22 protein-coding genes are annotated in these 25654 nt (G+C 67.2%); 13 read left to right on the top strand and 9 right to left on the bottom strand.

Annotated features, from left to right (window positions below):
- Nucleotides 1-12: 12 nt before the first annotated feature.
- Nucleotides 13-1254, bottom strand: coding sequence for a PP2C family protein-serine/threonine phosphatase (locus tag NE236_RS29875; RefSeq protein WP_252845518.1), 1242 nt, complete (start codon nt 1252-1254; stop codon nt 13-15).
- A 123-nt stretch (nt 1255-1377) separates the two neighbouring features.
- Entirely contained in the window at nt 1378-3213 is a 1836-nt protein-coding gene (locus NE236_RS29870; protein WP_252845517.1) for a DUF5994 family protein, read from the bottom strand.
- Nucleotides 3214-3605: 392 nt separating this feature from the next.
- On the opposite strand from NE236_RS29870, the gene NE236_RS29865 reads away from it, so the two are divergent.
- Together NE236_RS29865 and NE236_RS29860 are read left to right on the top strand one after the other, a co-directional pair.
- Nucleotides 3606-4052, top strand: a complete 447-nt coding sequence (locus NE236_RS29865; protein ID WP_252845516.1) for a nitroreductase family deazaflavin-dependent oxidoreductase — start codon at nt 3606-3608, stop codon at nt 4050-4052.
- Nucleotides 4053-4289: 237 nt separating this feature from the next.
- Entirely contained in the window at nt 4290-5249 is a 960-nt protein-coding gene (locus tag NE236_RS29860) for an acyl-ACP desaturase (protein WP_252845515.1), read from the top strand.
- A 60-nt stretch (nt 5250-5309) separates the two neighbouring features.
- Here the strand turns inward: NE236_RS29860 and NE236_RS29855 are convergent, their stop codons facing one another.
- Nucleotides 5310-6329 (bottom strand): aldo/keto reductase, encoded by a 1020-nt coding sequence (locus NE236_RS29855; RefSeq protein ID WP_252845514.1) that lies wholly within the window; start codon nt 6327-6329, stop codon nt 5310-5312.
- A 1018-nt stretch (nt 6330-7347) separates the two neighbouring features.
- Here NE236_RS29855 and NE236_RS29850 point away from each other — a divergent pair.
- From NE236_RS29850 to NE236_RS29840, 3 genes are all read left to right on the top strand, one after another.
- Nucleotides 7348-8871, top strand: a complete 1524-nt coding sequence (locus tag NE236_RS29850) for an FAD-binding protein (protein ID WP_252845513.1) — start codon at nt 7348-7350, stop codon at nt 8869-8871.
- Nucleotides 8872-9618: 747 nt separating this feature from the next.
- Complete coding sequence (locus NE236_RS29845) at nt 9619-10410, top strand: hypothetical protein (RefSeq protein WP_252845512.1); 792 nt, start codon at nt 9619-9621, stop codon at nt 10408-10410.
- Nucleotides 10411-10424: 14 nt separating this feature from the next.
- Nucleotides 10425-11177, top strand: coding sequence for a hypothetical protein (locus tag NE236_RS29840; protein WP_252845511.1), 753 nt, complete (start codon nt 10425-10427; stop codon nt 11175-11177).
- Here the strand turns inward: NE236_RS29840 and NE236_RS29835 are convergent.
- On the bottom strand, nt 11134-11844 hold the full coding sequence (locus NE236_RS29835; RefSeq protein WP_252845510.1) for a response regulator transcription factor: 711 nt from the start codon (nt 11842-11844) through the stop codon (nt 11134-11136). The genes NE236_RS29840 and NE236_RS29835 overlap by 44 nt on opposite strands.
- A 49-nt stretch (nt 11845-11893) precedes the next feature.
- On the opposite strand from NE236_RS29835, the gene NE236_RS29830 reads away from it, so the two are divergent.
- Both NE236_RS29830 and NE236_RS45270 read left to right on the top strand, forming a co-directional pair.
- Nucleotides 11894-12871: a S16 family serine protease gene (locus NE236_RS29830; RefSeq protein WP_252845509.1), complete on the top strand. Its 978-nt coding sequence runs from the start codon at nt 11894-11896 to the stop codon at nt 12869-12871.
- Between the two features lie 68 nt (nt 12872-12939).
- The gene (locus NE236_RS45270; RefSeq protein ID WP_372494458.1) at nt 12940-13317 is read left to right on the top strand and encodes a response regulator; all 378 of its coding nucleotides are present in this window, start codon (nt 12940-12942) and stop codon (nt 13315-13317) included.
- Here the strand turns inward: NE236_RS45270 and NE236_RS44730 are convergent.
- Nucleotides 13201-14712 carry a sensor histidine kinase gene (locus tag NE236_RS44730; RefSeq protein ID WP_252845508.1) on the bottom strand — a complete coding sequence of 504 codons (1512 nt, stop codon included), beginning with the start codon at nt 14710-14712 and terminating at the stop codon, nt 13201-13203. The two genes, NE236_RS45270 and NE236_RS44730, sit on opposite strands and share 117 nt — an antisense overlap.
- Before the next feature lie 135 nt (nt 14713-14847).
- Entirely contained in the window at nt 14848-15165 is a 318-nt protein-coding gene (locus NE236_RS29820; protein ID WP_252845507.1) for a hypothetical protein, read from the bottom strand.
- Between the two features lie 504 nt (nt 15166-15669).
- On the opposite strand from NE236_RS29820, the gene NE236_RS29815 reads away from it, so the two are divergent.
- Nucleotides 15670-17076: a DMT family transporter gene (locus NE236_RS29815; protein WP_252845506.1), complete on the top strand. Its 1407-nt coding sequence runs from the start codon at nt 15670-15672 to the stop codon at nt 17074-17076.
- A gap of 198 nt (nt 17077-17274) precedes the next feature.
- Here NE236_RS29815 and NE236_RS29810 read toward each other — a convergent pair whose 3' ends face one another.
- Nucleotides 17275-18462: a DMT family transporter gene (locus NE236_RS29810; RefSeq protein ID WP_252845505.1), complete on the bottom strand. Its 1188-nt coding sequence runs from the start codon at nt 18460-18462 to the stop codon at nt 17275-17277.
- A gap of 277 nt (nt 18463-18739) precedes the next feature.
- On the opposite strand from NE236_RS29810, the gene NE236_RS29805 reads away from it, so the two are divergent.
- From NE236_RS29805 to NE236_RS29795, 3 genes are all read left to right on the top strand, one after another.
- On the top strand, nt 18740-19138 hold the full coding sequence (locus NE236_RS29805; RefSeq protein ID WP_252845504.1) for a hypothetical protein: 399 nt from the start codon (nt 18740-18742) through the stop codon (nt 19136-19138).
- A gap of 452 nt (nt 19139-19590) precedes the next feature.
- Nucleotides 19591-20493, top strand: coding sequence for a sigma-70 family RNA polymerase sigma factor (locus NE236_RS29800; RefSeq protein ID WP_252845503.1), 903 nt, complete (start codon nt 19591-19593; stop codon nt 20491-20493).
- Between the two features lie 19 nt (nt 20494-20512).
- Complete coding sequence (locus NE236_RS29795) at nt 20513-21181, top strand: hypothetical protein (protein ID WP_252845502.1); 669 nt, start codon at nt 20513-20515, stop codon at nt 21179-21181.
- Between the two features lie 72 nt (nt 21182-21253).
- On the opposite strand, the gene NE236_RS29790 is transcribed toward NE236_RS29795, so the two are convergent.
- Nucleotides 21254-22408, bottom strand: a complete 1155-nt coding sequence (locus NE236_RS29790) for a hypothetical protein (RefSeq protein WP_252845501.1) — start codon at nt 22406-22408, stop codon at nt 21254-21256.
- Between the two features lie 232 nt (nt 22409-22640).
- Here NE236_RS29790 and NE236_RS29785 point away from each other — a divergent pair, with 232 nt between their 5' ends.
- Both NE236_RS29785 and NE236_RS29780 read left to right on the top strand, forming a co-directional pair.
- On the top strand, nt 22641-23642 hold the full coding sequence (locus NE236_RS29785; protein ID WP_252845500.1) for a hypothetical protein: 1002 nt from the start codon (nt 22641-22643) through the stop codon (nt 23640-23642).
- A 69-nt stretch (nt 23643-23711) separates the two neighbouring features.
- Entirely contained in the window at nt 23712-24173 is a 462-nt protein-coding gene (locus NE236_RS29780; protein ID WP_252845499.1) for a hypothetical protein, read from the top strand.
- A 25-nt stretch (nt 24174-24198) separates the two neighbouring features.
- Here NE236_RS29780 and NE236_RS29775 read toward each other — a convergent pair whose 3' ends face one another.
- Nucleotides 24199-25458: a hypothetical protein gene (locus NE236_RS29775; RefSeq protein WP_252845498.1), complete on the bottom strand. Its 1260-nt coding sequence runs from the start codon at nt 25456-25458 to the stop codon at nt 24199-24201.
- Between the last annotated feature and the right edge of the window lie 196 nt (nt 25459-25654).

Genomic DNA, 25654 nt, shown 5'->3' with positions numbered 1-25654 from the left:
GCGGTGTGCTGGCTATGTTTCCACTTTGGCGAGGTGGTCGGCAGTGCCCCCGCGCCATTCGACCAGGAAGAGGGTCGCGTCGTCGGTGGTGATCCCGCCCCGTTCCCTCATCAGCGCGTGGGACAGAGCCCGCACCATCTCCTGCACGCCGTGACTGACGCGCCCAGCGCTCTCGACGAAGTCGATCAGGCGTTCCTCGCCGAACTGCTCCCCGCCGGTCTTATGCTCCTCAACGAGACCGTCGGTGAAGAACAGGACCCGGTCGCCGCGGCGGAGCATTTGTTCGCTGATCCGCGGCTGGTCGCCCCCGAATCCGACCGGCAAGGTTCCAGGGCTCTCCAGCCTCTGGATCACCTGATGATCGCGGAGCAGCAGCGGCGCGGGATGCCCGGCGTTGACCCATTGCAGGCGACCTGTTGCGATGTTCAGGCGCATCATTTGCGCCGTCACGAATTGGTCGGGCCCGAACTGCTCGTCAATGGACATGTCCATGAAGGCGTACAGCTCAGCGAGCCCGATGTCGGCGCGTCTGGCGTGCCGGTACGCGCCGATGGCGACGGTGGCCAGTACGGCGGCGTTCAGGCCGTGGCCCATCGCGTCGATGACGGCCATGTGGACGGTGCCGTCGTTGAGGGCGTAGTCGAAACTGTCGCCGGCGACGTCGTAGGCCGGCTCGAGGATTCCGGCCACCGCGACCTGCGGAGTGACCATGGTCAGCGGGGGCAGCAGTGACCACTGGATCTCCGCGGCCACGCTCATCTGCTCGCGGCGCCGGGCCCGGAAGAACTGATCGGTGTAGCTGTTCTTGGTGACCAGCATGTCGGCGACCAGGCCGGCCAGTCGCCGCAGCAACCGCCGGTCATCGTCATCGACGGCGTCAAGGGTGACCGCCATGACCCCCACTTCGTCGCTGCCGTCCAGGAGCGGCAGGAACATCCGTACGCCGTTGGACAGCGGCTGTTCGACGGGGATCGCGTGAAGGAAAGCCCGGCCGGCCGGGGAGTCATCGATCCTCTCAGCGGCACCCACCGTGAGCCCCCTACCCGGGAGAGGCGCGAGCAGCAGTTGGTCATAGTCCTGCAAGAGGATCGAGATGTCCCGACCACCGATCTTGGCGACCTCTTCCGCGACCAGCGGGGCGATCAGCTGGGGCGGCATCTCGTGAGCCCGGTCCAGCAGCACACCCAGCAGCCGCTCGCCGAACCCTTCCGAGCGGTCCACCGCGATCTTGCGAGATTTCGGCTCGTTTTTCATGCCCCCACACCGGCCTTTGTTCCTTCACGTCTCTTCGGGGTCTCGGCTTAGCGAACGCCGCAAAGGTGGGACATCGACACTTCCCGATACCTCCCCCCTACGCTCATCAGCGAACCCCGCTCTCTAGACGCTTCCGGACACGGTTCCAGCTGCCGATGAATCAAAACGGTGCGGGTAGTGCGGCGAACGATGCTGGAAGGACAGGATGGCGGGGTTCTGGACGACGCCATCACGGATCTCGATGGCTCGTCGGACGGTCTGGTCCGCGTCCCATACCGGCGGGCCGTCGAGCACCGTCCGCAGATGGGGCAGCAGAGCCTCGCTGATCTCCCAGGTGGCGGAGTCCCACAGCAGTGACGGGCTGTGGTCGACCGCGTAGTAGTGGACGTTGTCGCCCACGGTGAACGTCGGGTCCGTGAAGGAGGTGGGCCGCGCCCAGGTGAAACCCATCCCCTCGTCGCAGGACACGTCGACGATGAGGCTGCCCGGGGCGAAGGCGGCGAGGCCGTCGTCGGTGACGAACGTCAGCGGCGCGGCGGGGTTCTGGAGCACGCAGTTGACGACGATGTCGTGTTCGGCGAGGAACGGCACCACGGGCACCCGGACACTGTGTCGCAGCGCATGGGTGCGGCTCGGATCATCGGGGTCGCGCTCGAGGCCTACGATGCGTGCGGAATGGATCGGGGAGGCGACCGCCGTGGCAATGCGGTTCGTGAGGATGTGCACGTCGTGCACGCCATGCGCGTTGAGAGCGGTCACCGCGCCGCGGCCGGTCGCCCCGAAGCCGATGACGGCCGCCCGAAGCCTGCGGCCATAGTCGCCGGTCGCCCCGATGAGTTGCAGGGCGTGCAGCACCGAGCAGTAGCCGGCCAGTTCGTTGTTCTTGTGGAAGACGTGCACGCTGAACCGGCCGTCGGCGGTCCAGTGGTTCATCGCCTCGAAGGCGATCACCGTCAGTCGCTGGTCGATGGCCAGTTGTGTGATCTTCTCGTTCTGAACGCAGTGCGGCCAGCCCCACAGGATCTGGCCTTCGCGCAGCTCTGCGACGTCCTGAGGCAGCGGCTTGGGCAGCAGGATGACAGCGCAGTCCGCGATGAGCTGGGCACGGGTTCGCAGTCCTGCCACGTATGGTGCCAGCCGTTCATCCGGCACACCGAAGCGTTCACCGTAGCCGTGTTCGAGGTAGATGCGTTTCCGCAGGTCGGCGTCGATTCGTTCCAGATGAAGCGGGTGGATGGGGAGCCGGTCCTCGTTCTCCTTGCGTGACCGTGACGCGACTCCGAGAGTGAGCTGGTCCACGCGCGTGCGCGTGGTCAGCCTCGTTCTCGTCGTGTGATTCGCCGCCACGCCGCCGACCCGAATGCTGCCGTCCCCGCTATCGCGCCGGCGACCGCTTTGGGATTTCGGCGCGCCCAGGCCGCCGCTTTCCCGGTCAAACCCGGCCGTGTTCTCGATGCCGGCGGCGGCGAGGATCTCCTCGGGCCCGCCGCTGTTCTTGCCTGCGGCCGCCCTCGCCAGAGCCGATTTCGCCGAAGCCGTCGACACGTGGGGCGGAATGACCAGCAGCATGACGTGGTCTTGTGGGCCACGAGTCACGATGATCTTGTGGTCCACGTCGGCGAACCGCCCGACCCGCACCACGTGCCCGCCGACCGTGATGCGACGGGGAATGTCATCCCAGTCGCGGGCGTCGATACCAAGCCGCAGAACCGCGCCGACCCGTTCGTTCAGCGACGAGACGAGGAGCGGCAGTTCCACGCTCGCGTTACGGGAGCGCGGCCGCCAGCCGCCATCGAGGATTCCCCGGCGCCTCAGCGCCGGATCCAGGCTCAACCGCGACGCCGACGGGATGGCAGGAGAAAGAACGTCTATTTGATCAGTGACGTGCGGCGCCATGACATCGGCCCGTCCTCGGCCCGATAAAGGAACCGGATTTCCATACGCCCAGGACGACGTCAACTTTGCTATCGGCGCGCGAAATGCCCTTGGTGATCACCATGATACCCCGGAAAAGCCGGGCGCGACCGATACGGCGATGAGTGGAAACTCTCGGGGCCACCTCGCCCGCCGGGAGAGACCGTTCAACCCGCGACGGAGCCGTCCGGGCACCGCCGCATATGGACTCACCGCCGGCCGAACCGCCCCGCCACCTCCGCGGAGCACCGTCTGGACCGGCCCGCAGCCGCACGGGCAGCTGGTCAGGACGGCTCGAGGAATCCGATCTCGACGTCATAAGATCTCTATGCCCGACTCATGGTGCTGTCGCGGTTCCCGCGGATTTCCGCCGGCCCTGTGTGCCTAGGGCGGCGGTGGCGGGCCGCCGAGTGCCAACGACCTGACAGGAGCAGAGATTGGCCAAAAACTACCGCGTCGGAACGGGCACAAGGTGCGTCAATCTCGTTTTCCGGCTGATGACCCGCCTCGGGCGGGGCAAGGGCTACCGGCACATCCTGACGGTACGGGGCAGGAAGACCGGTGAACTGCGCTCCACCCCGGTCGACATCATGCAGAACGGTGATGAACGATGGCTGGTGGCCGCCTATGGCGTCACCAACTGGGTGCATAACGCCCGCGCCGCCGGAGAGGTTCAGATCGCCAGAGGGCGTTATCGAGAGACTCTGCGCGTCGCCGAGTTGACCCCCGAAGACAGCGTGCCCGTCCTTCGGCAGTACCTGCGGGAGGTCCCCATCACCCGTGCGTACTTCGATGTCACAGCCGACTCGACCGACGAGCAGTTCGCCGCCGAGGTATCTCGCCATCCGGTGTTCCGTCTGGTCTCCGACACCTCGCATCCGTAGGTCCGTCCACCACATTCGGGCCTCATCCACAGAGCCCACCCTGTGGTGCTCCGGGTTCCTGGAGGTTCTGATGTGCCCGGGACCGACCCGCCGAACGACCGGCCAGGGCCCATCGTCACCGCGACGAGCTCATCGCCTAGGGTGATCAAGCGGCCGTACGGCCTCTCATCAGGCGGAGGGGCACTCGCCGCCCGGCCGGTTCACACTGATCAACGCCACGATTCGGGGGACACCAGCATGCCGCTCACGTCACGTCCGCACACGACCGCCGAGTTGTTGATGGAGCTCGAGCCCGTCGTCGCGGCAGAGCTCGATCGTCACCTGGCCACCGCCAAGGAATGGTTCCCGCACCAGTACGTGCCGTGGAGCCAGGGCCGTGACTTCGACGGCCCGTTCGACGGTGAAGCATGGTCGCCCGAGGACACGAACATCCCGCCCGCGGCGAGAGAGGCACTGATCGTCAACCTCCTCACCGAGGACAACCTTCCCGGTTACCACCGGGAGATCGCGACCATCTTCGGCCGGGACGGCGCGTGGGGCACCTGGGTCGACCGCTGGACGGCCGAGGAGAACCGGCACGGCATCGTCATCCGCGACTACCTCACCGTCACCCGGGCCGTCGACCCGGTCGCGCTCGAACGTGCGCGCATGCAGCATATGGAAGGCGGCTACCAGGCCGACCACGGCGACAAGATGCTCCACGGCCTCGCGTACGTCTCCTTCCAGGAACTGGCGACGCGCGTCTCTCACCGCAACACCGGCAAGGCCTCGGGCGATCCGGCATGCGAGCGCCTGCTGGCACGGGTGGCCGCCGACGAGAACCTGCACATGCTCTTCTACCGCAATCTGCTCGCGGCGGCCTTCGAACTGTCCCCCAACGAGACGATGCGCGCCGTCACCGATGTGGTGACCAGTTTCCAGATGCCCGGCCACACCATCGACGGTTTCCTGCGGAAGTCGGTCGCCATCGCCAACGCCGGCATCTACGACCTACGGGTCCACCTCGATGACGTGCTCGCCCCTGTCCTGCGGCAGTGGCAGGTCTTCGATCTCGAAGGTCTGGACGCCGACGGGGACAAGGCCCGTCAGGAACTGTCGGAATTCCTCGAAGGGCTCGAGGTGGCCGCGACCCGATTCACCGACCGCCGCGCCGAACGCCAGGCCCGGGCGACCGAGGCAGGCGCCCAGACGCGTTGACGCTCGCGTCGGTGCGCGAAGCCGGGCGGGGCGGACCAGACAGCACGCGGTGACGAGCGATCAGCGACGTCGCTGCGCCGCGTCGAGCAGGGCGGGCGGCGTGTCGTACTTCTCGTGTGCGGCGAGGTCGACGCCGGGAGCGACGATCGCGTCGATCGCGTCGAGTACGTCGGCGGAGAGCACTGTGTCCGCGGCGGCGAGTTGCGAGTGCAGGTGGTCCAGCGTGCGGGGGCCGATGATCGCGCTGGTCACGGCGGGATGCGCGGTGACGAATCCGAGCGCGAGCTGGATCATGGTCAGGTCGGCCTCGTCGGCGACCTTGGCCAGTTGCTCGACGGCATCGAGCCTGGCCCGGTTGGAGGGGATGGCGGTGTCGAAGCGTTGCGGCATGAATGTCGAGCGGCTGGTGGTGATCTCCCGGCCGTCGCGGATCGCGCCCGACAGCCAGCCCGAGGCCAACGGGCTCCACACCAGCACGCCGAGTCCGTACTGCTCGGTCACGGGCAGTACGTGGGTTTCGACACCGCGCTGCAGGATCGAGTAGCTGGGCTGTTCGGTGACGTAACGGCTCAGATGGTTCTCCCGGGCGGCCCACTCGGCCTGCACGATGCGGTACGCGGGGAACGTCGAGGAGCCGAAGTAGCGAATCTTTCCCGCGCGTTGCAGGTCGGTCAGCGCCGACAGCGTCTCCTCGTCGCTGGTGCTCGGGTCCCACCGGTGAATCTGGTAGAGATCGACGTGGTCGACACCGAGACGGCGCAGGCTGTCGTCCAACTCGGTGACCAACCAGCGGCGCGAACTGCCCTGATGGTTGCGCTCGTCGCCCATGGGCATGCTCGCCTTCGTGGCCAGCACGATGTCGTCGCGGCGGCCGGCGATGGCCTTGCCGACCATCTCCTCCGACTCGCCCTGGCTGTACATGTCGGCGGTGTCGATGAGGTTGATCCCACCCTCCAGGGCGGCGTCGACCATGGCGGTGACCTCGTCCTGGGTGGTGCGCCCCAAACTGCCGAAGTTCATCGCGCCGAGCACGAGGGTGCTGACCTGCACACCGGTGCGGCCCAAGGTGCGGTACTGCATGACTGTTCCCCCTTGGGAGGTGAAGCGAGTTTGCGATGCGTGGCCTGGTTTCGGCTCGCCTGTTCCGGCATCCCGAACAAACGGAGCCTTGTTCCACTAACCAACATACGGAACATGGTTCCGTTTGCCAAGTGGAACGGGCCGGGGCGGTTCCGCACCGGCGCGGCCGAACGCGGCCGTGGCCACGGCCGGGGCCTGACCATCGCCACCGGGCACGCGTGAGTGATCGGTGGCCGCGGGTGATCGCGTCGGACGGCTCGTGGGCGAGTCAGTACGCCGTCGACGAGGAGCTCGTCGTCCGTGAGGGGCCCGCGTGGTCTGTGGGCTGAACTGGAGGCCGCATACGTGCGCTGGCACAAGCTCGGCAAGCCGGACTGGGAACGGTTCGGGCTCACGGTCACGGCCGAGGGGCTTCGCTACGTCCAGCGGCCGACACACCGCCCGCGATCATGCGGTGACCTGGACCGCCCAGCACCGGGGATGAAATGCGCCCACTGGAGCACTAAAGATCGTAATGGATGGCAGTGGTCAGCGCCCGCGAAACTTCGCCGCTTCCGGTGGACCCCACTCCAATTTCCGCCTTTTCGGTACGAGCGTCGACGTTGAAGCTTTGCGACATGAGGACGCCGTCATCCGTTCGATGGCCGGGCAACCGGATGAACCGCGTGTGAAAAATCGTGGCGCGCCACGGGTATGGCCAGGTTCAGTGACCTGCACATGGTGTAGCAGGTGGACCTTCCAGTCATCCGTACTTATACCGAACCCGATACGGAAGGTCGGCTACGCAATGGGCCGTCGCTCCCTGGTTCGTGGGGCCTGAGCAGGGCCGTTGCGGGGCCCGATCCCCTGCTCCCAACGGGCGGATTGCGAAGACGCGAATCCAGAGTGAAGGCGGTTTTTGAACGAGACCGCACCGAACTCAGCCGTGCGATATGTGACATACATCACACATTATTGACATTTTTTCTGCTCGCACAAGATGCTGACTCGCCACTGTATGGACCCGGAAGGAGAATTCATGGACCGAAAGAGCGGTCAGAGCGAGCGAAGTGGATTGAGCCGGCGCCAGCTGCTGTCGGGCATTGCGGTCGGCGCACTCGTGGTGGGCTTCGATCCCATCTCACGAACCTGGGTGACGGCCGCACAGGCGGCCACCACTTCTTCGTTCGACAACGTCCCGAAGCTCGACGGGACGATCTACTTTGACACCGACACCCGCACGGCCCATTCTTACGACCAGGGCAACATCGTCCAGCAAATGCCGGCCGCGGTGCTTCGGCCGGGGTCGGTCAACGATGTCGCCAAGATGATCCAGTACTGCAAGCAGCGCGGCATCAAGGTCGCACCCCAGGGCGGAGGGCAGGGCAGGCCGAACTCCGTATTCGGTTACGGCCTCGTCAGCGGCGGACTGGTCATCGAAACTCGCTGGCTGAATACGATCCACTCGATCGGACCCGACAGCGCGGACGTGGACGCGGGCGTGCAGTGGATCGACTTGATCAAGGCCGCCTACGCGAAGGGGCTCACCCCGCCCTCGATCACCGGTTACACGCAGTTGAGCGTCGGCGGCACGCTGTCGATCGGCGGCATCGGGGCGTGGTCCACCAACCGAGCGGGAGCGCAGGTCGACCACACCCGGCAAGTCCAAGTGGTGACCGGAACCGGCGACGTCGTTGACGCGTCAATGGACAAGAACAGCGATCTCTTCCAGGCGGCTCTCGGCGGGCTCGGCCAATGCGGCGTGATCACCCGCGCAAAGGTCGATCTGGTCCCGGCCAAGCAGCTGGCACGCACATACCAGATTCCATATACGGACATCTCAATGTTCTTCAGCGACATCCGCACACTGATCAACAGAACCACCGGGCAACCCACTTTCGACATCGTAATCAACGTCTGCTCCCCCGGCACCGCGTCTCCCCTTGCACTATGGGCGACCATTTTCTACAACCAGGGAGATACCCCGAACACCGACGCTTTGTTCACCGGGCTCAGCCCGGCGGCACAATCCGCGCAATTCACCGATTATAACTACCTCGACTACATCTTCCTGGTCGATTCGATCTATGATGGTTTCAAGGCGACGGCCAACTGGGAGGCCAAGGTCAAGCCGTGGATCAACCTCCAGGTACCGGATGATGCGGTTGAGCAGTTCGTGCAGTCGGTGATCCCGACGCTCACGCCGGAGGACATCGGCCCCACCGGATTTCTGCTGATCTGGCCCAACCTTCGGTCGAGCTTCACCCGCCCCCTCGTGCGCGTCCCGTCCGCCGGGAAATGGGTCTGGACATTCGGCATCTTGACCGAGTCCGCCGACCCCGGCCCGAACCCGACCTTCGCCTCGCAGATGACGGAACGGAACAAGCAGCTTTACGATAAGGCCTACGCCCTCGGCGGCACGCGTTACCCAGAGGACGCCATTCCCTTCACCGCAGCGGACTGGAAGAACCACTACGGATCAATGTGGTCCACGTTCAACAATTGGAAGAAGAAATACGACCCCTCGAACATCCTCACCCCGGGCAGCGGAATATTCGGGTAATAGGTTCACGGTGACGGGCTTCGCCGACATCACCGCCTGAACTTCGACCACGGCGGCCGGCCGGCCGCCGTGAGTCCCGCCCCGAGGAGGAGTGGCCGGACATCGCCGCCCGCGTACGGGAGGCGGCCGCAGAGCCGACCCGCCGCCTGTCCGGCCACCCCCCGAATTATCCGCGTCTGACCTCGCCGGCCGGTGGCCGGGCCGACGCGGGAATCCGCTCCCTGGTTCCACAGACGGCCGGGCGAATATTCACGGCTGGTGTCGCGGACCGGCTCGTCGATGGCACCCATCGCGCTCGCTTGGGCCGTGCTCCAGATCGGCGGCGGGGCCGGTGCGTCGGGGAGCGTCCCGGGCCCGGATGATCCAAAACTCCCGCAAGCCAGGCCGCAAGGCGCTGATCAGGGCCTTGCGGATTCAGAAGGGCCGCCTCTCCTTCGGCTTCACGCCCCTGCGCGGGCTTTCCTGCGGCCGCGGTGCAACAGCCGGTCGATGATGCGGCCAGTATCGGGTCGCCGGGCCGGTCGGCCCGTTGATGCCTACGTGCGAGGTGGTGGTGATCAGGCGCGCGGTGCGTGGAGCCCCGCCTGCGGCCGCTGCGCGGCGGCGCAGAAAGCCAGGGAACTTACGATTTCGGGTTGCGCATCCGAAGGCGCACGGACTTTAGAGGTCAGGGGCCTGCGCCTTAGAGTGCGGGATAGGACCAGGCGAAGCCAGAGTCTGCCTGCCAAACGAGAGGGTCCATGACCAGTGCGAACCATCCTGAGCGACCTCGAGCTCGAGTCACCACTCGTCGGCACCACGGTGACCGCGCATATCAAGGCCGGCGGCCCTGACGGATTCAACTGCACCGTTTATGACGCCGGCACCGGACAGGCTCGGGATGCGCTCATGCTGCGCGCCGACACGTACGACCTCCCAGAGGGAGCGGCGCCGCCCGAGCTGGTGCCGGGTGACACCCTCATCGCGCTCGTCACCGGCGTCGCCGAAGGAGAGCAGGATGGCACGGAGCGGCTGCTGCTGTCGGTGACGACTCCGGAACTGGTCGAGCGGATCCTGTCGGGATTCGTCGACGAGATCCTCGCGGGGAAGGTCGTCATCAAGAACGTCGCGCGGGTCGCCGGATCCAAAGCGAAGATCGCCGTGGCTCCGACGACCCTGGGAGTCGACGCTCGAGGCGCCTGCATCGGTCGGGGTGCCAGCCGGATCAAGGGTGCGGAGCGGCTGCTGAACCGCGCGTTCGGCAAGGAGAGGCTGGAGATCATCGAATACTCCGGCGACCGGGCGATCTACCTGCGGAATGCGATGAGTCCCGTTTCGGTCGCCGACGTCCTCGTGGAACGCGATAACGCGATCGTGGCGGTCGAGGAGCACCAGCTCTCTGGCGGCATCGGCGAGGGCGGCCTGAACGCCCAGCTCGCCGGGCAGCTGACCGGCCTTTATGTTCAGGTGGTCAAGGTCGGCACCGACCTCCGGAAGGCGATGGACCAGCTCCAGGCGGATCAGGCTGCAGCGGCCGCGGCCGCGGCCGACGAGGTATGAGATCACACTCAGCAATGCTTTCCACGGTCGTTCACGCGAGGGCGGGGTCCCCGCCCCGCGGTGTCGAAGATCTGAGTGGTGACGGTGAGGATGACCTGGACCGGGAATCCCTCATCCTCGCCGGCCAGGCCCTGACCTGGCAGTCCGCGTTCAGCAGCGGCACGCTCACCGCGATCCCGCTGAGCAGGACGTCCGCCTTGCTCGTACGCCATGACGGGGACACGGGACCGGAGCAGTGGCACGACCGGTTCGTCCTGGGCCTCGTCCACCGGATGAAGGGCGAACTGTCGATCGCGACGGTTACTGCCAGGCTGCTCGCCCAGGCGGCCGGCGGAGACTCGGGCGATGACGCGGAACTCCTCGCCTCGGCGATCGATGGGTTCGCCGGGCTGCTCGGAGATCTCGATGAGACGCGGACGTCCGAAGGACTGGCAGAGCAGATGGTGAGGGACGTACTCGATACCCATTCCGCGCTACTGAACGGACTCGTGCATCAGCAGCTGTCGGTCCGGCAGCATGAGGAGTTCACCATCCACACCATACGGTCGGCCTCCTCCCACCTGACCCGGAGTGAACTCGAACGACTGGGGCGGCAGGTCGGGCTGCCCTGGCCGGCCCTGCCGAGGAACGGAGTCGGCCGCGACCTGGGGATGGCCCGGTGGCGCTCGCTCATGCAGAGCCAGCGCCACCAGATGTGGTGCCGGGTGGAGAAGAACGTCCTCGTCACTGAGCTTTGGCTGCGGGCACCTGAGGATCGGTCGGGATGATGTATCCAAATCCCGTCATGGTGATCACCAGGCCCTCGCCGAGCTTGCGGCGCAACCGGGAGATGTGCTCGGTGAGCGTACGAGAGACGCCTCGGTCGGTGCCCCACACCTGCAGCATGATCTCCTCCTTGGAGACCGCACGGCCGCGGTTGAGCGCCAGGAACTCCAGAACGGCATACTCCATCGGGGCCAGCCGCACCGCCACCCCGTCCTTGAAGACCTGTCGCGCCGACAGGTCGATCAGTACGGGCGGAAGGTCGACCAGGTCGCTTCGCCCTCTACCGATCGTCCTTCCGGCACCCGCCGAGCTGCGGCGCAGCACCGCATGAATCCGAGCGAGCAGCAGCTCCGGGTCGAACGGCTTCGTGATGTAGTCGTCGCCGCCGAGCCGCAGCCCGAGGACCTGCTCGTGTGGCTTGCTGCGCGCGGTCAACACGATCACGGGTGTGTTGTTCCCCTCTTCGCGCAACTGGTGGAGGAGGGACAGCCCGTCGATGTCGGGGAGGTTGAGGTCGAGCAGCGCGAGGTCGACGTCCATGCGGTTGAGCGCTTGCCGGGCCAGCCCTCCGTTGGACACGGACTTCACCTGGAGGTTGCGCCTGCTCAGCAGACTTGCAACCACCTTGACGAATCGCGGGTCGTCGTCGACGAGGAGAACCTGTGGCATCGCATGCCCACAATACCCAAAGCGGTCTTTACCCTAAAAAGGGTTGCACATGGCAGGCACCACGACGCGTGACAGAGAGAAGACCAGACGCGTTCGCTACGGCGTCCTTCTCTCTCTGATCATGCTCGGCGGCTTCGGCGTGACCGGCTCGCCGTACGACCGGATCGGACCCGGTCCGGTGATCCGGATCGGTACGCCGGCGCGGGGATCCTGGTCGGTCACGACGGTGGTCGTACGGCGTAGCACCTGGTTTCGGTGGGCAGTGGCCGGATTCACCGGGGAACGCATGGTCCGGGCGCGCGGCGCGAGTTCGACGATGAGCCAGGCGATGGGCCAGGCGATGGACGCCTCGCAGACCACGGCCGCGCTCGTCGCCGCTCAACTGACCGGCCGACGGACACCGACCGGCAGCGCCGGACTGCAGGTGACCGGGGCGACGGCTGCCGCGGTCACGAGCGGGTTGCACCTCGGTGATGTGCTCCTGGCCGCCGGTGACGCCCGGCACCTGGTGGCGCTCCGTGGCCAGACCGATCTGTGGGCCGTCACCGCCGACGCGAGGAACGTGCGCGTCCTCGTGGCCCCCAGGGTCTCCGGCGAGTCGCTGGGAGCGTCCGAGATCAAGCGGATGTCGGGCATCTCGCTCGCCGCGGTACGGGTGGATTCCGATGTCGCCGCGACCACCTATCCGCTCGGCGTCGTACAAGGGCCGTCGGCCGGGCTGATCCTGGCACTCGCCCGTGTCGACGCGCTGAGCTCGGGACGCCTCATCGGCGGTCACCGTGTCGCCGGCACGGGCGGGGTCGGCCTCGACGGCTCCGTGACCGACGTCGGTGAGGTCGCAGAGAAGGTCAAGGCCGCGATGGCGGCCCATACGGACGTGTTCTTCGTGCCGGTTCTCCAGCGCGACATCGCGGTACGGGCGGCGCGGGGCGGCACGATGCGGATCGTCCCGGTCGGCTCCGTCTCCGATGCGGTGAAGTGGCTGTGCGCCGCCGGCGGGCGATCTCCGGCCTGCGAGGCCTCTTGAGGCCCCTGCGGCCGGGCTCCGGGCGCTGATAGCGTCAGCACCACGGATGTCCATCGACCGGAGACCAGATGCGGGTGCTCATCGTCGACGACGACCCCGGCGTCAGGCGATTGCTCCGAATGATCCTGGAACGCGATGGCCATGAGTCGGACCTGGCCGGTGACGGCGACGAGGCGTGGCACCGGCTCACCACCGCGCCTCTGCCGCAGTTGCTGATTCTCGACCGGATGCTCCCGGACATCGACGGGGCCGATCTCGTGACCCGGATTCGCAGCGACGCTCATACCGCGAATCTGCCGATCCTGGTTCTCACCGCCGCCGCAGGCACGTCAGGCGACCTGGATGACCGCTCCCTGACCCGCGTTCTCGCGAAGCCGTTCGACCTCGATCAGCTCCGTGATCTCATCTCCGCACTCGCGGGCGGCCGATCGGCGCGCCCGGATTAACGAGAGAGGGACCCAGAAATCGACCTGCAGGCCACCGGACGGGGCGGTCGCCAGCTCGATTCGCCCTCCCATGGCGGTCATCAGCACGTCCGCGATGTACAGCCCCAGTCCCGACCCTGGAACGTTCCCGTCGGCGGCCGCCCGATAGTACGGCTGCAGTACGAGAGCGCGCTCTCCATGGGGAATGTCCGGTCCTTCGTCCGCGATGCCGATGACTCCATGCGAGCCGACCTCGCGCACCGTCACGGTGATCTTCCCGTCGGGCGCGTACTTCTGGGCGTTGCCGAGGGCCAGCAACAGGCATTGCCGCAGCCCCCACGGGTCAGCGCGCACGGTACAGCCGGAGGAAGAGTCGATCAGGGTACGCGCCGCCACCGACGGGATGGCCCGCAGGGTTCGGTGTAGCAGTGCCGTCACATCGATCGGTTCGGCCGTCATCGCAGGCAGAGCGGATGGATCCGAGGCGCCGACGGCGGCGAGATCCCTGACGACGTGGTGCATCATCTCTACGGCGTCGAGGATCGCCTCGAGCGAGTCCGTCGCATTCCGGTCGTCCGGGAGGACCGTGCCGAGCAACTGGGCATGGCCACGGATCACGGTCAGCGGGCCGTGCAGCTCGTGGCGTATGGAGTCCAGCAACAGATGCCGTGAGTCCTCGAGCCGCCGCCGCTTCGACTCGTCGACGAACACCGTGGACGGGTCGATGACGGCGCTGAGCCGGGCTCGTTCCTCCTCGATGTCATGGCGATTCCACACGCCGTTCCAGAACGCCCCCAGGGCCCGAGCCGCGTCCGTCAGTGCTCCACTCGGCACGCCGGAGACCATCCGGGACGCTCGATAGGGGCCGGTCAGCCGGGTCCAGCCGATCAGGAGAGAACCCACGTCCCGCCCGTCACCGGCGCGAATCGCGACGTACACGCCGGCTCGCCATCCGTCCGGCAGTGCCCCGGGGGGAATCGGATGAGGAACTCCGTCGCGGCAGAGGTCACCGAGCCCGCCATGGTCGTCCGGTCGCAGGCCATGGTCATCGGCCGGTACGTCCACCCTTACGTCACCGACGGGCAGCGACATCGTGAGCAGCAACCGATCCGCCCGTGCCGCACGCCGCAGGTCGTCGGCGAGCGGAGCCAGGTCCGCGGCGGCCGTCCGCCGTTCCGCGGCCAGGCGGGGAAGATCGAGCAGTGGCCGGGCGATACGCAGCGCGATCTCTCTGGTGAGCAGCGCGTCGGCACCCAGGGGAAGGACCCCGCAGACGACGAGCGCCAACGTCACCCAGATCCAGATTCCTGTGTGGAGGGGGGCGGCGAGCGCCAGGACCAATCCGCCCGTCGCGCCAAGACACCCCAGGGCGAGTACGAGCACAGCGGCCACGGTCGGCGACCACGGCCGGGTCACTGCCCGGTCCCCTTCCCGTCACCCATCGCCACCGTGATCATCGCCCTCATGTTAGTGCGCGGAAAAAAGAACCGGCCCTCGACCACCATGAAGGTGGGCGAGGGCCGGCTTGTGGAACCGCCGATGCGGCGGCGGTTAGCGCCAGGAGAGGAGCCGGGACAGACGGTTCAAGAAGCGCCCATACCAGCTCAGCGCCCATACCGCGTGCCACGTGTTCCACCTGGCCTCGTTGGCCTCCTCCTGGGCGTCCTTGAGGGCGTCCTGGAGGTTGTAGACCGCCAGGTCCTTGGCCTGCCTCTGCATCGCCGCTTCCACGGCGCGGTTCGCCGCTTCCACGCCGAGCTTCGCGAGGTAGGCCTTCCGCTCAGAGGTCACCTGCAGGTCGCGCGCGTTGCGCAGGAACCTGGGCTCGGTGGTCTCGGTGGCCTCGGCGGTCTGCCCGTTTTCGCTCATGATGAGCCCCGTTTCCCTGGTTGTATGAGATGCGACTTTTGTCAACATCGGACTGTCCTCGGGGGAACACTCCTCGCAACCGTGCTCAGGGCACGAATTTCGCCGATGCCCGCTGAGGACCTGGTGCCCGGCCGCTCAGCCCGGCCCTCCGCGGCGGTCTCCACGGCCAGGCGTGGCTCGATGAACTGCTCATCGTGACGTGTTCCCTTCGGCTGTGGAGGAGAAGCCGCGTTGCGGGCACCGGCAGAGCCGGTCGCCGTCGACGGATTTCGACGCCTCCTCCTCTCTTGCCGACCAGACGATCGCCCGGACCGTAACTAACGGTGCTGCAGCACACTCTCTTTCGGCATTCGTACCAAGAGAGTGCAGTGCAGACCCCGCGCATCGCTAAAGAATGCGCGGCCACACAACCAAGAAGGCGTTGAAATGAAAGAGAACAGGGGTGAATTACCCCCGCTGCCGAACCGGCTCGTCGGCCGGATCGGCTCATTATGTGGGTGGTTCATGCGCCACCCGCGCCGTGCGATGCGGGGCCTCGTCGCCGCCGTCATCGGGTCGCTGTGGCTACTCGGCGCGGCCGCCGCCCACATCGGGGGAGCGATCTCCCAGCGGGCGGCGACGGCCGTCATGCAGCCACTGACGGCCAACCACCTGTTGGTGGCTCTCCAAGCCACCACCATCACCTACCTCTTCAGCGTGCCGATCTACGTCGCGCTGTTGGTGGCGGCGAAACGGAGGCTGAATGAAGGGAGCCTTCGCAACGCCGCCCCGGACACCGAAAAGCGCGACAGGCGCCTCGCCTGGCTCCTGTGCCACACCCGAAGGTTCCCTCTGGTGCACACGCCCCTGTCCCGCTTCGTGAAGTGGGAGAAGGAGCACCGGTGGGTGCTGACGGTCCTGCCGTTCCTGGCGAGCTTCGTCAGCGCCAACCTCTTGGCGCAGTACTACGCGACGAAACTGCCGTTCGCGTCCGGCAACGCAATCACGACCTTCGGTCCGATCACCATGGCGATGGTGATCGCCTGGAGGGGCGACAACAGGGGTCTCCCGCTGTTCCTGCCGCTCATGTCGATGGTCGGAGCCGCCATGATGATTCCCTGGCACCAGCTCGGTGTCGCGGGCGTACTGGTGATGGCGTTGGCCGCCGTCCTGTGCGGTGCGGTGTTCTCCGCCATCACGGTGCCCAGCCGAAAGGCGAAGGCTCTCCTGGTGTTCCTACCGCTCATGTCGGTGGTCGGGGCCGCCATGGTGATCCCCTGGCACCGGCTCGGCGACGCGGGCGAACTGGCGGGCGTGCTGGCCGCCCTGTGCGGCGCGGTGTGCTCCGCTGTCATGGTGTCCAGCGGAAAGGCGATGGCTCACGCGAACATCAATCTCAAGGGGACCGGCCTGTCCATGGTGGCGGGTCTGGTTCTCGGGGCGCCCTCACTGCTGACGGTTCACTGGACGTGGGGGGTCGTCACGCGCGGGCTCATCGCGGGCCTCCTCGGAGTCGCCGGGGCGGTCCTTTATTACGTCGCGCAGGGACCGCTTCACCTTCCGAAGAGGGTGTCCGGCTCCCTGTCGGCCAACGGACCGGCCCTGAGCGGTCTGGTGGGGCGTCTCGTCCTTAACCAGGTCCTCAGGCCGCTGAGCCAGGCCGGGATCTGCACGATCCTGGTCGCGTCGCTGCTCACCGCCACACTGACCGGCTCGAAGGAAGAGCGGGACGCGGAGAAGAGGATGCACCGGTCCTCCAGGGACAAGAAGACCAAGAAGCCGAAGCCGCAGCGAAGGAGCGAGAAGGCCAAGAGCTGGCGCAAGCGGCGGCGGTGGGACAAGGCGGACGCCCGGGGGCGCAAGAACGCCCGGGGATCCCAGAAGAGCCGGGGGCGCAAAGCCCGGGGGCGCAAAGGCGCCCGGAAGCACTAACGAAAGGTGAGAGCCTGAACCAACAAGCGGCCCCGGGTCTGATCCCGGGGCTGTTCCTTGTCAAGGACCGCTGAACGTCCGTGTGTGCACCGTCAAGCGGCTCGTGCAGCGTCGTACGGCGTGATCGTAAATACCCTGAAAAAGGTAAAGCCCCGGGATCTCCCCGGGGCCTCCGTTGGGTCAGGCTCTCACCTTTCGTTAGTGCTTCTTCTTGTGCCTCTGGGCTTTGCGCCTCTGGGCACGATTCCGCAGGGCTTCCGTCGTCCTCCTGTGACGGTCCACGTTGAAGGGCTTCTTCTGCCCGCGCTGCCTCTGCCCGCGCTGCGGCTTCGGCTTCTTGTTCTGAGCGTTCGACATCCCGCCCTGGGCGTCGGACTCTTCGCTCGGCTGAGCGCCGAGCGGCTCGTCCGATGCCGTCACCGCCTGCGCCGAGGCTTTGGCCGTAGCTTCCTTAGCTTTGGCCTTGGCTTCGGCCTTAGCCGCTCCGGCCGCCCCGATCACCACGATGGTGATGGCGATGCCCTCGATGACGCCCTCGATCAGGTGCGGCAGACGCCATGCCGTCAGCCAGGTGATCAGGAGGGCGACCGCCGGCAGCCCTCCCTGGATGACGTTGACGGTGGCGGCCGTCAGTTTCCGGGTAGCGGCGACTTCGGCGAGACTCGGGATCGTGGTGTTGGCCAGGGCCGCCAGCAGCAGGACGCCGAACAACCCAACCGTCAGGTGAGGGCTGCTCGTCCCGCGCATGTAGGCCACCAGGATCAGCCCGATCCCGGCGATGAAGCCGGAGTATCCACGAACGAGTTTCGCCTCATCGTCCTCCAGTTTCTCGGTCAGCACGATGCGGACGGCCGTGCCGACGCCGCTCAGGAACGCGAAGGCGATCCCGAGCATGTTCAAGGAGCCGCTGCCCGGCCGCTCGAGCAGCAGGACACCGGCCATCGTGACGGCAGGCCAGATGAAGGCCTTCCAGCCGCGCTGTTTGAACCCCTGCACCGCCGACGTGCAGACCAGGCCGCCCACCTCGAGAGCGACGAAGACGGGCACCGGGCAGTTGACGACCCCAAGGCCGTAGAAGACGTTGAGCACCAGGTTGACGGCCGTGAACAGCAGAATCTTTCGGCGTCGCTGCCACGAGTCGTTCATCCGGAACCCCGTCCAGCGGACGGGGCACACGATGCCCCTACGCTCCTTGAAGAGGCCGGTCCGGAACCCGACCCAGCGGATGGGGAAGTTCATCGCCGCGCCGCCGGTCGCGGTCAGCAGACCCGCCACCATCAGCGCGGAGAACCCCATGCCCACCAGGGCCTGGATTTGGACGTTCGAAATGTTCACCGCCACCATGGCGATGAGCAGGTAGGCCACGCCCGAAAGGCGTGGCGACATAATCGATTTCACGTGTCTCCACCTCGTCTTTTTTGTTGCGTCAGGGGAATCCCAGGACGATCCGGCCTGTAGACCGGACATCGGTGACCGTCCGGCGCAGGCGGGGAGCGGCAAGGTGGAGGGCGCCCCAGGTGTAGTTCGGATACGGGGGCGGGAAAGATCCCGTCGGCCGGTTGCCATGCCGCCGAACTCCGGACAGATCTTTTTCGTGCCGTACTACAGCGTCAGGAGGCTCGGCTGCGGAGGCGTGATCGTCCGCGGCGGGTTCGTGGCGTTCTTGGGCATCGTCGCCCTGATCTGCATCGCCAACCGGTCATGGTTCGAGGCCAAGGCCGTTGACGCGATCTACAAAGACCGGCGCGCGATACACGTCGGCAAGGACTTCAGGCCGGGGGCCACGGCGCTCGAGGATGGGGTGCGACAGACCGCGGTGCTGGTCGGCCGCGCCCCGCACGTCCGGGTGACGTCACCGACCGCCGTGTGGCTCAAGCACCACAAGGACGCCGTGTGCAAACGCGATGTCTGCACCGCGGCGGCGACTCCGCTGAAGTTCGTGGGCGGCGTCGGCATCGGCCTGGGCACCCTGGGCGCCATGCTGGTGGTGCTCGTCATCGGCTGGACCCTGCTTTTCGACGATCGGGACAGCCGGTACGGAAGTAATCGCTATTACCGCTGACGGTCCCGAGGTCTCCCGAAGTCACCGGTGAGCCGTTGCTGATGCCCGGGCCCCGTGGCCGTCAGCGGGGTACGCGAGCGGTGTAGTGGCCGGGATCGCCGCGTCAGGTCGTCATTCCGCCTCACGGCGGAAGGACTCGTTCGTCCGACCTCACGTTGAGACCACCAATGACACACCGTCGGGTCACGGCCGAATCAACGCCGTGACCACGGGAGATCAATTCTTTGTCAACGATGTCGGCTGGACCTGCTGCGCGTCGGCTTCAGTCGTCGGCGGATACGGCCTTCCACCTGGGAACTCGCTGCCCGATTTATCACCGAACGTCGCATGTGTTCCGTACGGACCGCCTCCGTCCGTCCGCACGGTCGTGTCAACACTCCTCCGCTTTTGGCACCAAGGCCCGGTTGATCCCCTCAAAACTGGGTGCGCCACTAGCCTCTTGGAGGACAGGGATGGACATCGTGCAGCCGGCCGGCGGTGAGCCCCGGGTCAACGGCGACTACCGCGTCCGCAACAACGAGCTCTTCGCCCGCCGCATACGACTTCAGGAGCTGCTTGCGGACCTGCGCGCCAAGGCCGACGCCGGTGAGATCGACAGCCTCTCCGAGGCCGCGTTGCGGCGGACCGAACGTGAATTGGAAGAGGTCACTCTTGAGATCACGGTCGCGAACTACGGTCTCGTGCGCCGGTATGTCGCGATGTTCACCTCGAAGTGCAACGAGCACAGCGAGGACTTCGAGAGCGCCGGAAAGGTCGGGCTGCTGTGGGCGATCTCGTCCTACGATCCGTCGCGCGGCCCCTTCTCGAGTTGGGCCTTCAAGCCGATCCAGCGGGAGGTGCTGCGTGCCGTACGGGACGCCGACCATCCGAATCTCAATCCCGGTGACTTCGAGAAGCGCCCGGCGATCCTGGCTGCCGCGCAGGCGTTCTCGGCTGACTTCGGCGTGGACGCCCCATACGACTACCCGGATATCGCCAGGCGAGCAGGAACCACGGAGGCCCAGGTGCGTCGGGTCCTGGACGCACCCCGGCTGGACAGCCTGCAAGCGTCGAGCGGCGCCGGCGAGGAAGAGACACTGTGGGAGGATCGGCTGGCCGATCCATCACCGAGCGTCGAGGACGAAGTGCTGCTCCGATTCGACCTGCGCACGGTCAGCGACCACGGATTGCCAAGCCTCGATGCCCGCGAACGCTATGTTCTGACCCGCAGGTTCGGACTGGACGGCGAGCCGGAGGAGTCGCTCCACCTCATCGGCGACAGGCTCGGGCTCTCCCGCGAAGGAGTACGGCAGATCCAGCAGAAGGCGCTGGCCAAACTCCATGTGCCGATCGCGGAAGCCGCCTGCTCGTCTTGAGAGAACCAAGGAGGAGACGATGAACGACGAGGGCGCGGCGAGCCGGCCGAGGGCTGCGGACGATTCGTGGATCATCATCGACGACACTCGGGAGGCCGCAGACGAGCCGCCGGCCACGCCGGAGGCCGCAGACGAGCAGCCCGCCACGCCGGAGGCCGCAGACGAGCAGCCCGCCACGTGGGCCGGATCGGGGTTCGACGCTCTCTCCGGGCCCGTTCCTTCCGAAAAGCCGGCGGTGACACCGCCGAGCGCGTCGTCCGGCCCGCCGCAAAGCCATGGCTGGGATTCCTTCGCCGGCGCCGAGACCTGGAACGGCATGCAGGTCGCGCCCCCGGGAACCACGCTCGGCAGCGCTTCCGCGGTGGACGGTGGGGTACCCGCCGACCGGCAGACAGCCGGGACCACCGGCCCGTCACCGTCGACTTCGGGCTGGGGCGTCCGTGCGAGCGACACCGGCCAGGACCGCTCCAAGCAGACGGTGGAGAACACCTGGTTCCTCAGCGACGGCGAGGAGGATGACGCGGACGACGGCGAAGGCGCCGACGGAACGGCGCCTACCGCCTGGATCGACCGGCTGCCGCGCGTGGACGGCCCGGTCCTGAGCGCCAGGCTCATCACCTTCACCGTCATCTGCCTGAGCGCCTTGCTCCTGTTCTCGTCGATCATCTGGCATCCCCACGCGCCGTAAGGCGGCGTTACGCCCCGTACCGGGTGTGGATCCCGGACCTGAGTCAGACCCGGGAACCACACCCTGCCGCGGTCAGGCCGCCGGAACGCCGGGCGCCGGCTGCGCCGACCGGACCTCGGCCTGCACGGGGTTGGCGGCCAGTCCGGGAAAGCCGCTGGTGGCCGTCCGGATATCGGCCACGGCCTCGGGCTTGAGCTCCGACAGCATGATGTCGTAGGCGATATCGCGGACCTTGTCGGCGCCGAGAGCCGCGTGGACCACGGAGGCGACCGTCTCTGCGAACACCTGCTCGTAGGCCTGGAACCCCACGAGGCCGGCCACCGCCGGGTTCCATTCGAGCCGGTCGTCTTCACTCACCGTGATCTGCAGCCCGCCCGTGACCGGATCGATGCTCCCCAGATCGATCTCCGCAGTGATGTGTCCACGGGCCGCCGGCACGTTGTCCTCGGTGAAGAGCATCACCGGAACGTCGAAGGTGATCCGCTCGGAGGGCTTCCGCTGCCGTCCGGCCTCCGGCGACAGAGCCGGGACGTCGATGTTGACCAGCCCGGACAGCAGCCGGAAGGTCGAGAGGCCGAGGACGCTGTTCAGGGTCAGCGCCGTCGCGCGGGTCACGGTCTCGACCTCACCCGGCTTGCGGGTGAGGTAGCCGCCGAAGCTGTAGGCGAGGATGCGATCCCGGATCGGGGAGCGCAAGAAGATACGGAGGCGGACGCCACTGATCGGCAACTCGAACTCGACGTCGGCCTCGTCGATCTCGGACCTGACATATCCGGTCTCGGTCCGGTCCAACCTGCCGACGAGCTTCAGTTCCCCCTCACCGTCGGCGCGGGTGAGCTTGAGGACGTACATCGTCTCACCGAGCTCGGCGATCACCTCGTCGCCCAGGACGGCCGATAGCTCGGATGCGGTCTCGTTCAGACCGTGCAACGTCTTTCGGGGCATCCGGAGGTGGAGGAGGTTCTGGGACACCACCTTCCCACCGACCTCGGCCTCGACGTTCTCGACCTCCCGCTCCGCTTGCCTGCTGGTGTAGCTCCGCAGACTGAACGCGACCACCTCGTGATCGGTCCGGACGCCGCAGGTCGCCTTCAGGGACTTCTTCGCGCTGAGCGGGTAGGGGAGGTCCTGCTTGACATACCGCGTGGCGTCCACGAACACCGGGACGTCGTTGTTGAAGAGGCGTCGGACGTAGAGCTCTTCCTTAACATGCGTGGTAGGAGCCACCGTGCCCCGCTTCCGTATCCTGCCGCCGACCGGTGGGCCGGTCGGCGGTAATGTCGAACGCCCGGCCGGACATGGCCAGGCGCGGCACCGGCCGCTCAAGCCGGTGCTCAGCTTCCTGTTCGGACCGTCTGGGAAAACGCCCGCTCGGCAAGTATTGAATGGAGACATGCGGGTCGCTTGCCGTCCGGGACAGTCAGGCGTGTGCCATCGGGGGTGACCGCAAAGGAGATCCATGAACAAGCTGACCGACTATGTGCTCGCCATCCGCACCACCGGTTCGCCGCCGGTCCCCGACGTCGCCAAGACGGTGGACCTCGTTCCGGGCGATGGTGACACCATCTCGTCCGTCATCGACGGGCTGCGAGCCAGTGGGCTGACGCCGGCCGACTTCCGAGCCCGGGTCATCTTCCTCGCGCCCGAAGGCATCAGCGGCCTCGTTCCGTACGCCGCGCTGTGCGGATTCGCCGGGCGGCGGATCGACGTCTACGCCGACGGGACCGTCCTGGAGTTCTCCCGGCTGGACCGCGGAGAGGCCTTCGTCGATGCCGGCAAGCCTTCGGAGTTCCTCGTATGGGCCCAGGTCGGCGGTCCGACGGCGGAGGGAGTCCTCACCGTGCAGCTCGGCCCTGGCGAGCACGGGCTGGTCAGCCCCGAAGCCGCGTCGGTGATCCGGTACGCCGCACGCCTCCGGATGGTGCCACCGGACTCGGCCAGGGACGCGTTGGCGATGTTCGTGCTCGTCTCGGCGTTGCGACGGCGGGCGGACGACCGGTTCCCCTACCTGTCCACCGGCACCGAACCGGTCCCCGTCTCGAAGGAGGACCCGAATCAAGGGGTCGACCTGGAGACGGTCCGCCGGGAGGCGGCACGGTATCGGCAGGAGTTCCGGGCGGCACGGAAGGGGGCCGAGGTGGTGCCTCCGGTCCCTGTCTCGGCACGGAACAGGCGGCTCGCCGAAGCCAACGCGGTCGACATCCGGGAGCTCCTCCAGCGGCTCGGCTCCTCGCCCGACGAGCGGAGCCTGTGGCGCTGCCCCCGCCCGCGCAGGCACCGGAACGGCGGTGAGAACCCGTCGATGAAGGTGTTCGGGGACAACCGGACCCGTTGTCACCACTGCGACCCCGAGAAGGTAGGCCCGGTCCGGCTGGCCGTCGACGCGCTGGACATCACTCCGGATGAGGCCGCAAACTTCATCCTGAACTCCGACCGTGTGATCAATATGTGCGCGGCCTGAGCGGATCTTCGCCGAGAGCCTTCCGGCCGAACGGGGGAATCGATCATCGGGTCGCAGCGGCTGCTGAGCATGGTGGTGCTCGTCGTGGACGGAGAGCAGACGGGTCTCCTGCATCGCAGCGTGCTGGACCGGGTGGTCGAGATCGCCGATCGGCTGGACTGCCGCGGTGCCGTCAGGTTAGGCGCTCTGCCGGTGTCCTTCAGCGGCGCCGGCCTGCGACGGCTGCGGCGTGATATCGACCAGGTCGTCGCCTTCTCGGACGCCACCCTACGGACCGGTTGGACGCTGGGCACCCTCGCCGTGGCCCCCGGTGACCGGCCGGTCCCCGTGGCGAAGACGTCAGAGGGCACCCTCTGGGCGGATTCGCTGCGTGGATTCGAACTGCATGGGCCTGCCGGTCCGCAGCGGGTCGTCACACACCCTCAGCTGCCTGCGACGGCGCACCGGACTCCATTGAGCGGCCTCACGGCCCCGCTGGTCGAGGCGGTGGCACCTGCCCGGCATCTCGAAGTCTTCGAGCGGGTGCCGTGAGGCCCGGCATCGGCGCTGCAGACGATCAGGGGGCCGTCACCTTTCCCAGCGCAGCGGACCGTCCGGACACGCGCAGTTCCACCTTCGGTGTGAACCGCGTCTCGGGGTTGGCGATCAGGGCGCCGATCTGGCCCGCCACGGCCATGTTCTCGACCAGCGCACCCGGGCGAACCCCGATCACGTAATCGGCGTCCAGCGGGCTCGCCGTGGTGACGCACCCGACCGGCAGCACCCCGTACGGCCCTTCGAAGACGCGGCTGCCCGTCGGTACCAGTGAGGCGAGCGAGCGCATCACGACCGGTGCGGCCGGACCTGTCAGGGTCACCGCCTGCATCTGCTCGAGCGCAGTCCGGACGCAGGAGACCTGCTCTTCGCTGAGGACGCCGGCCGTGACGAGCGAGGCCGGGTCGGGGCCCACTTGATGCCGCCGGGACGCCACGATCGAGTCACCGACGCGGCTGACCCGGGCCCCCGCCTGTGCCATCGCCTGGACGGCTTCGTGGGCATCGCCCAGGTTGCCGAGATCGGGCATCGAGTAGACACCGAGCGTGCCAACGATCATCACCTTGGTGCCACGGATGTGCACCTCGTGGACGCGCTCGTCGCGCCACAGTTCGGCGAGGTCCCGCCAGCCGTTCAGCAGGGCGCCCAGCAGGGCTCCCATCTGGGGCGCCGGCTCGTGAGCATGCGTCACCATGGAGTACTGCGGCACGCCGGGTGGGTACTCGGCCTGCTGCGTCGGACGGCGCGATTCGGTTCGCGGAAACGTCTGTGGCGCCAGCGCCGACGTCTGTGACTCGTACCTGACCGGTGTGGGCGTCTCCTCATGGCTTTGGGGGCTGCGGTGCATCTGCGGGGCGGAACTCGGCCGGGCTGCCGGCTGTGGGTCCTGCGTCGATGCGGACGGTGCCTTCGGTTCCGGCGCTGCAACCAGATTCGACGCCGATTTCTTCGGCGCCGCGTCGGCTCGCCGGTGCTCTGGCGCCGGTTCCACTTGGTGCGAACCACGCTGCGGCGTGATCGGCGTTGCGCGGGTTTCAGGCGCTTGCTCTGGCGCGGGCTTTTTCGAGGTCCCCCGCGCAGGCGGTCCCATGGGCGCTGGTGGGTTCGGGGCTACCGGGGCTACCGGGGCTTCCTGGCGTGCCGTCCCGGCCGTTGCGGCGGGCGGCACGGCCTTGACGGTGGCCCGCTCGGAAGAGGCATCCTGACCCGACGGGTTCCAGGCCTCGAACATCGCGGCCCATTCCTCCTGGCCCTCCCGTACCGTGGCCTCCGGATCGATCACGATCTGCTTGGTGGGAGCCTTCCGCCTGGGCCTCTTCTGCCTCACCGAAGAGGACCGTTCGGCGATCGCGCCCTGCGCGGGCGCCGCCTCGGCCGCCGCATCGCCCGCCGATGCGACCCGCTGAGCAGAAGCGGCCTCCTTGCGCGTCTTGGACTTGCCTCGCGATCCCTTTGCGTCCCGCGGGTCGGAGTCGTCC

This window comes from Actinoallomurus purpureus (assembly GCF_024055795.1).
GTDB classification, from domain to species: domain Bacteria; phylum Actinomycetota; class Actinomycetes; order Streptosporangiales; family Streptosporangiaceae; genus Actinoallomurus; species Actinoallomurus purpureus.
Note: the sequence above shows the minus strand (reverse complement) of the source record. Positions and strands in the feature narration are given on the sequence as shown.

Coding starts and splice junctions, on each gene's coding strand:
- NE236_RS29875 (WP_252845518.1), bottom strand. CDS start 1,254: ATGAAAAACGAGCCGAAATCTCGCAAGATCGCGGTGGACCGCTCGGAA.
- NE236_RS29860 (WP_252845515.1), top strand. CDS start 4,290: ATGCCGCTCACGTCACGTCCGCACACGACCGCCGAGTTGTTGATGGAG.
- NE236_RS29855 (WP_252845514.1), bottom strand. CDS start 6,329: ATGCAGTACCGCACCTTGGGCCGCACCGGTGTGCAGGTCAGCACCCTC.
- NE236_RS29850 (WP_252845513.1), top strand. CDS start 7,348: ATGGACCGAAAGAGCGGTCAGAGCGAGCGAAGTGGATTGAGCCGGCGC.
- NE236_RS29840 (WP_252845511.1), top strand. CDS start 10,425: ATGCTTTCCACGGTCGTTCACGCGAGGGCGGGGTCCCCGCCCCGCGGT.
- NE236_RS29835 (WP_252845510.1), bottom strand. CDS start 11,844: ATGCCACAGGTTCTCCTCGTCGACGACGACCCGCGATTCGTCAAGGTG.
- NE236_RS29830 (WP_252845509.1), top strand. CDS start 11,894: ATGGCAGGCACCACGACGCGTGACAGAGAGAAGACCAGACGCGTTCGC.
- NE236_RS45270 (WP_372494458.1), top strand. CDS start 12,940: ATGCGGGTGCTCATCGTCGACGACGACCCCGGCGTCAGGCGATTGCTC.
- NE236_RS29820 (WP_252845507.1), bottom strand. CDS start 15,165: ATGAGCGAAAACGGGCAGACCGCCGAGGCCACCGAGACCACCGAGCCC.
- NE236_RS29815 (WP_252845506.1), top strand. CDS start 15,670: ATGCGCCACCCGCGCCGTGCGATGCGGGGCCTCGTCGCCGCCGTCATC.
- NE236_RS29810 (WP_252845505.1), bottom strand. CDS start 18,462: ATGTCGCCACGCCTTTCGGGCGTGGCCTACCTGCTCATCGCCATGGTG.
- NE236_RS29800 (WP_252845503.1), top strand. CDS start 19,591: ATGGACATCGTGCAGCCGGCCGGCGGTGAGCCCCGGGTCAACGGCGAC.
- NE236_RS29795 (WP_252845502.1), top strand. CDS start 20,513: ATGAACGACGAGGGCGCGGCGAGCCGGCCGAGGGCTGCGGACGATTCG.
- NE236_RS29785 (WP_252845500.1), top strand. CDS start 22,641: ATGAACAAGCTGACCGACTATGTGCTCGCCATCCGCACCACCGGTTCG.
- NE236_RS29780 (WP_252845499.1), top strand. CDS start 23,712: ATGGTGGTGCTCGTCGTGGACGGAGAGCAGACGGGTCTCCTGCATCGC.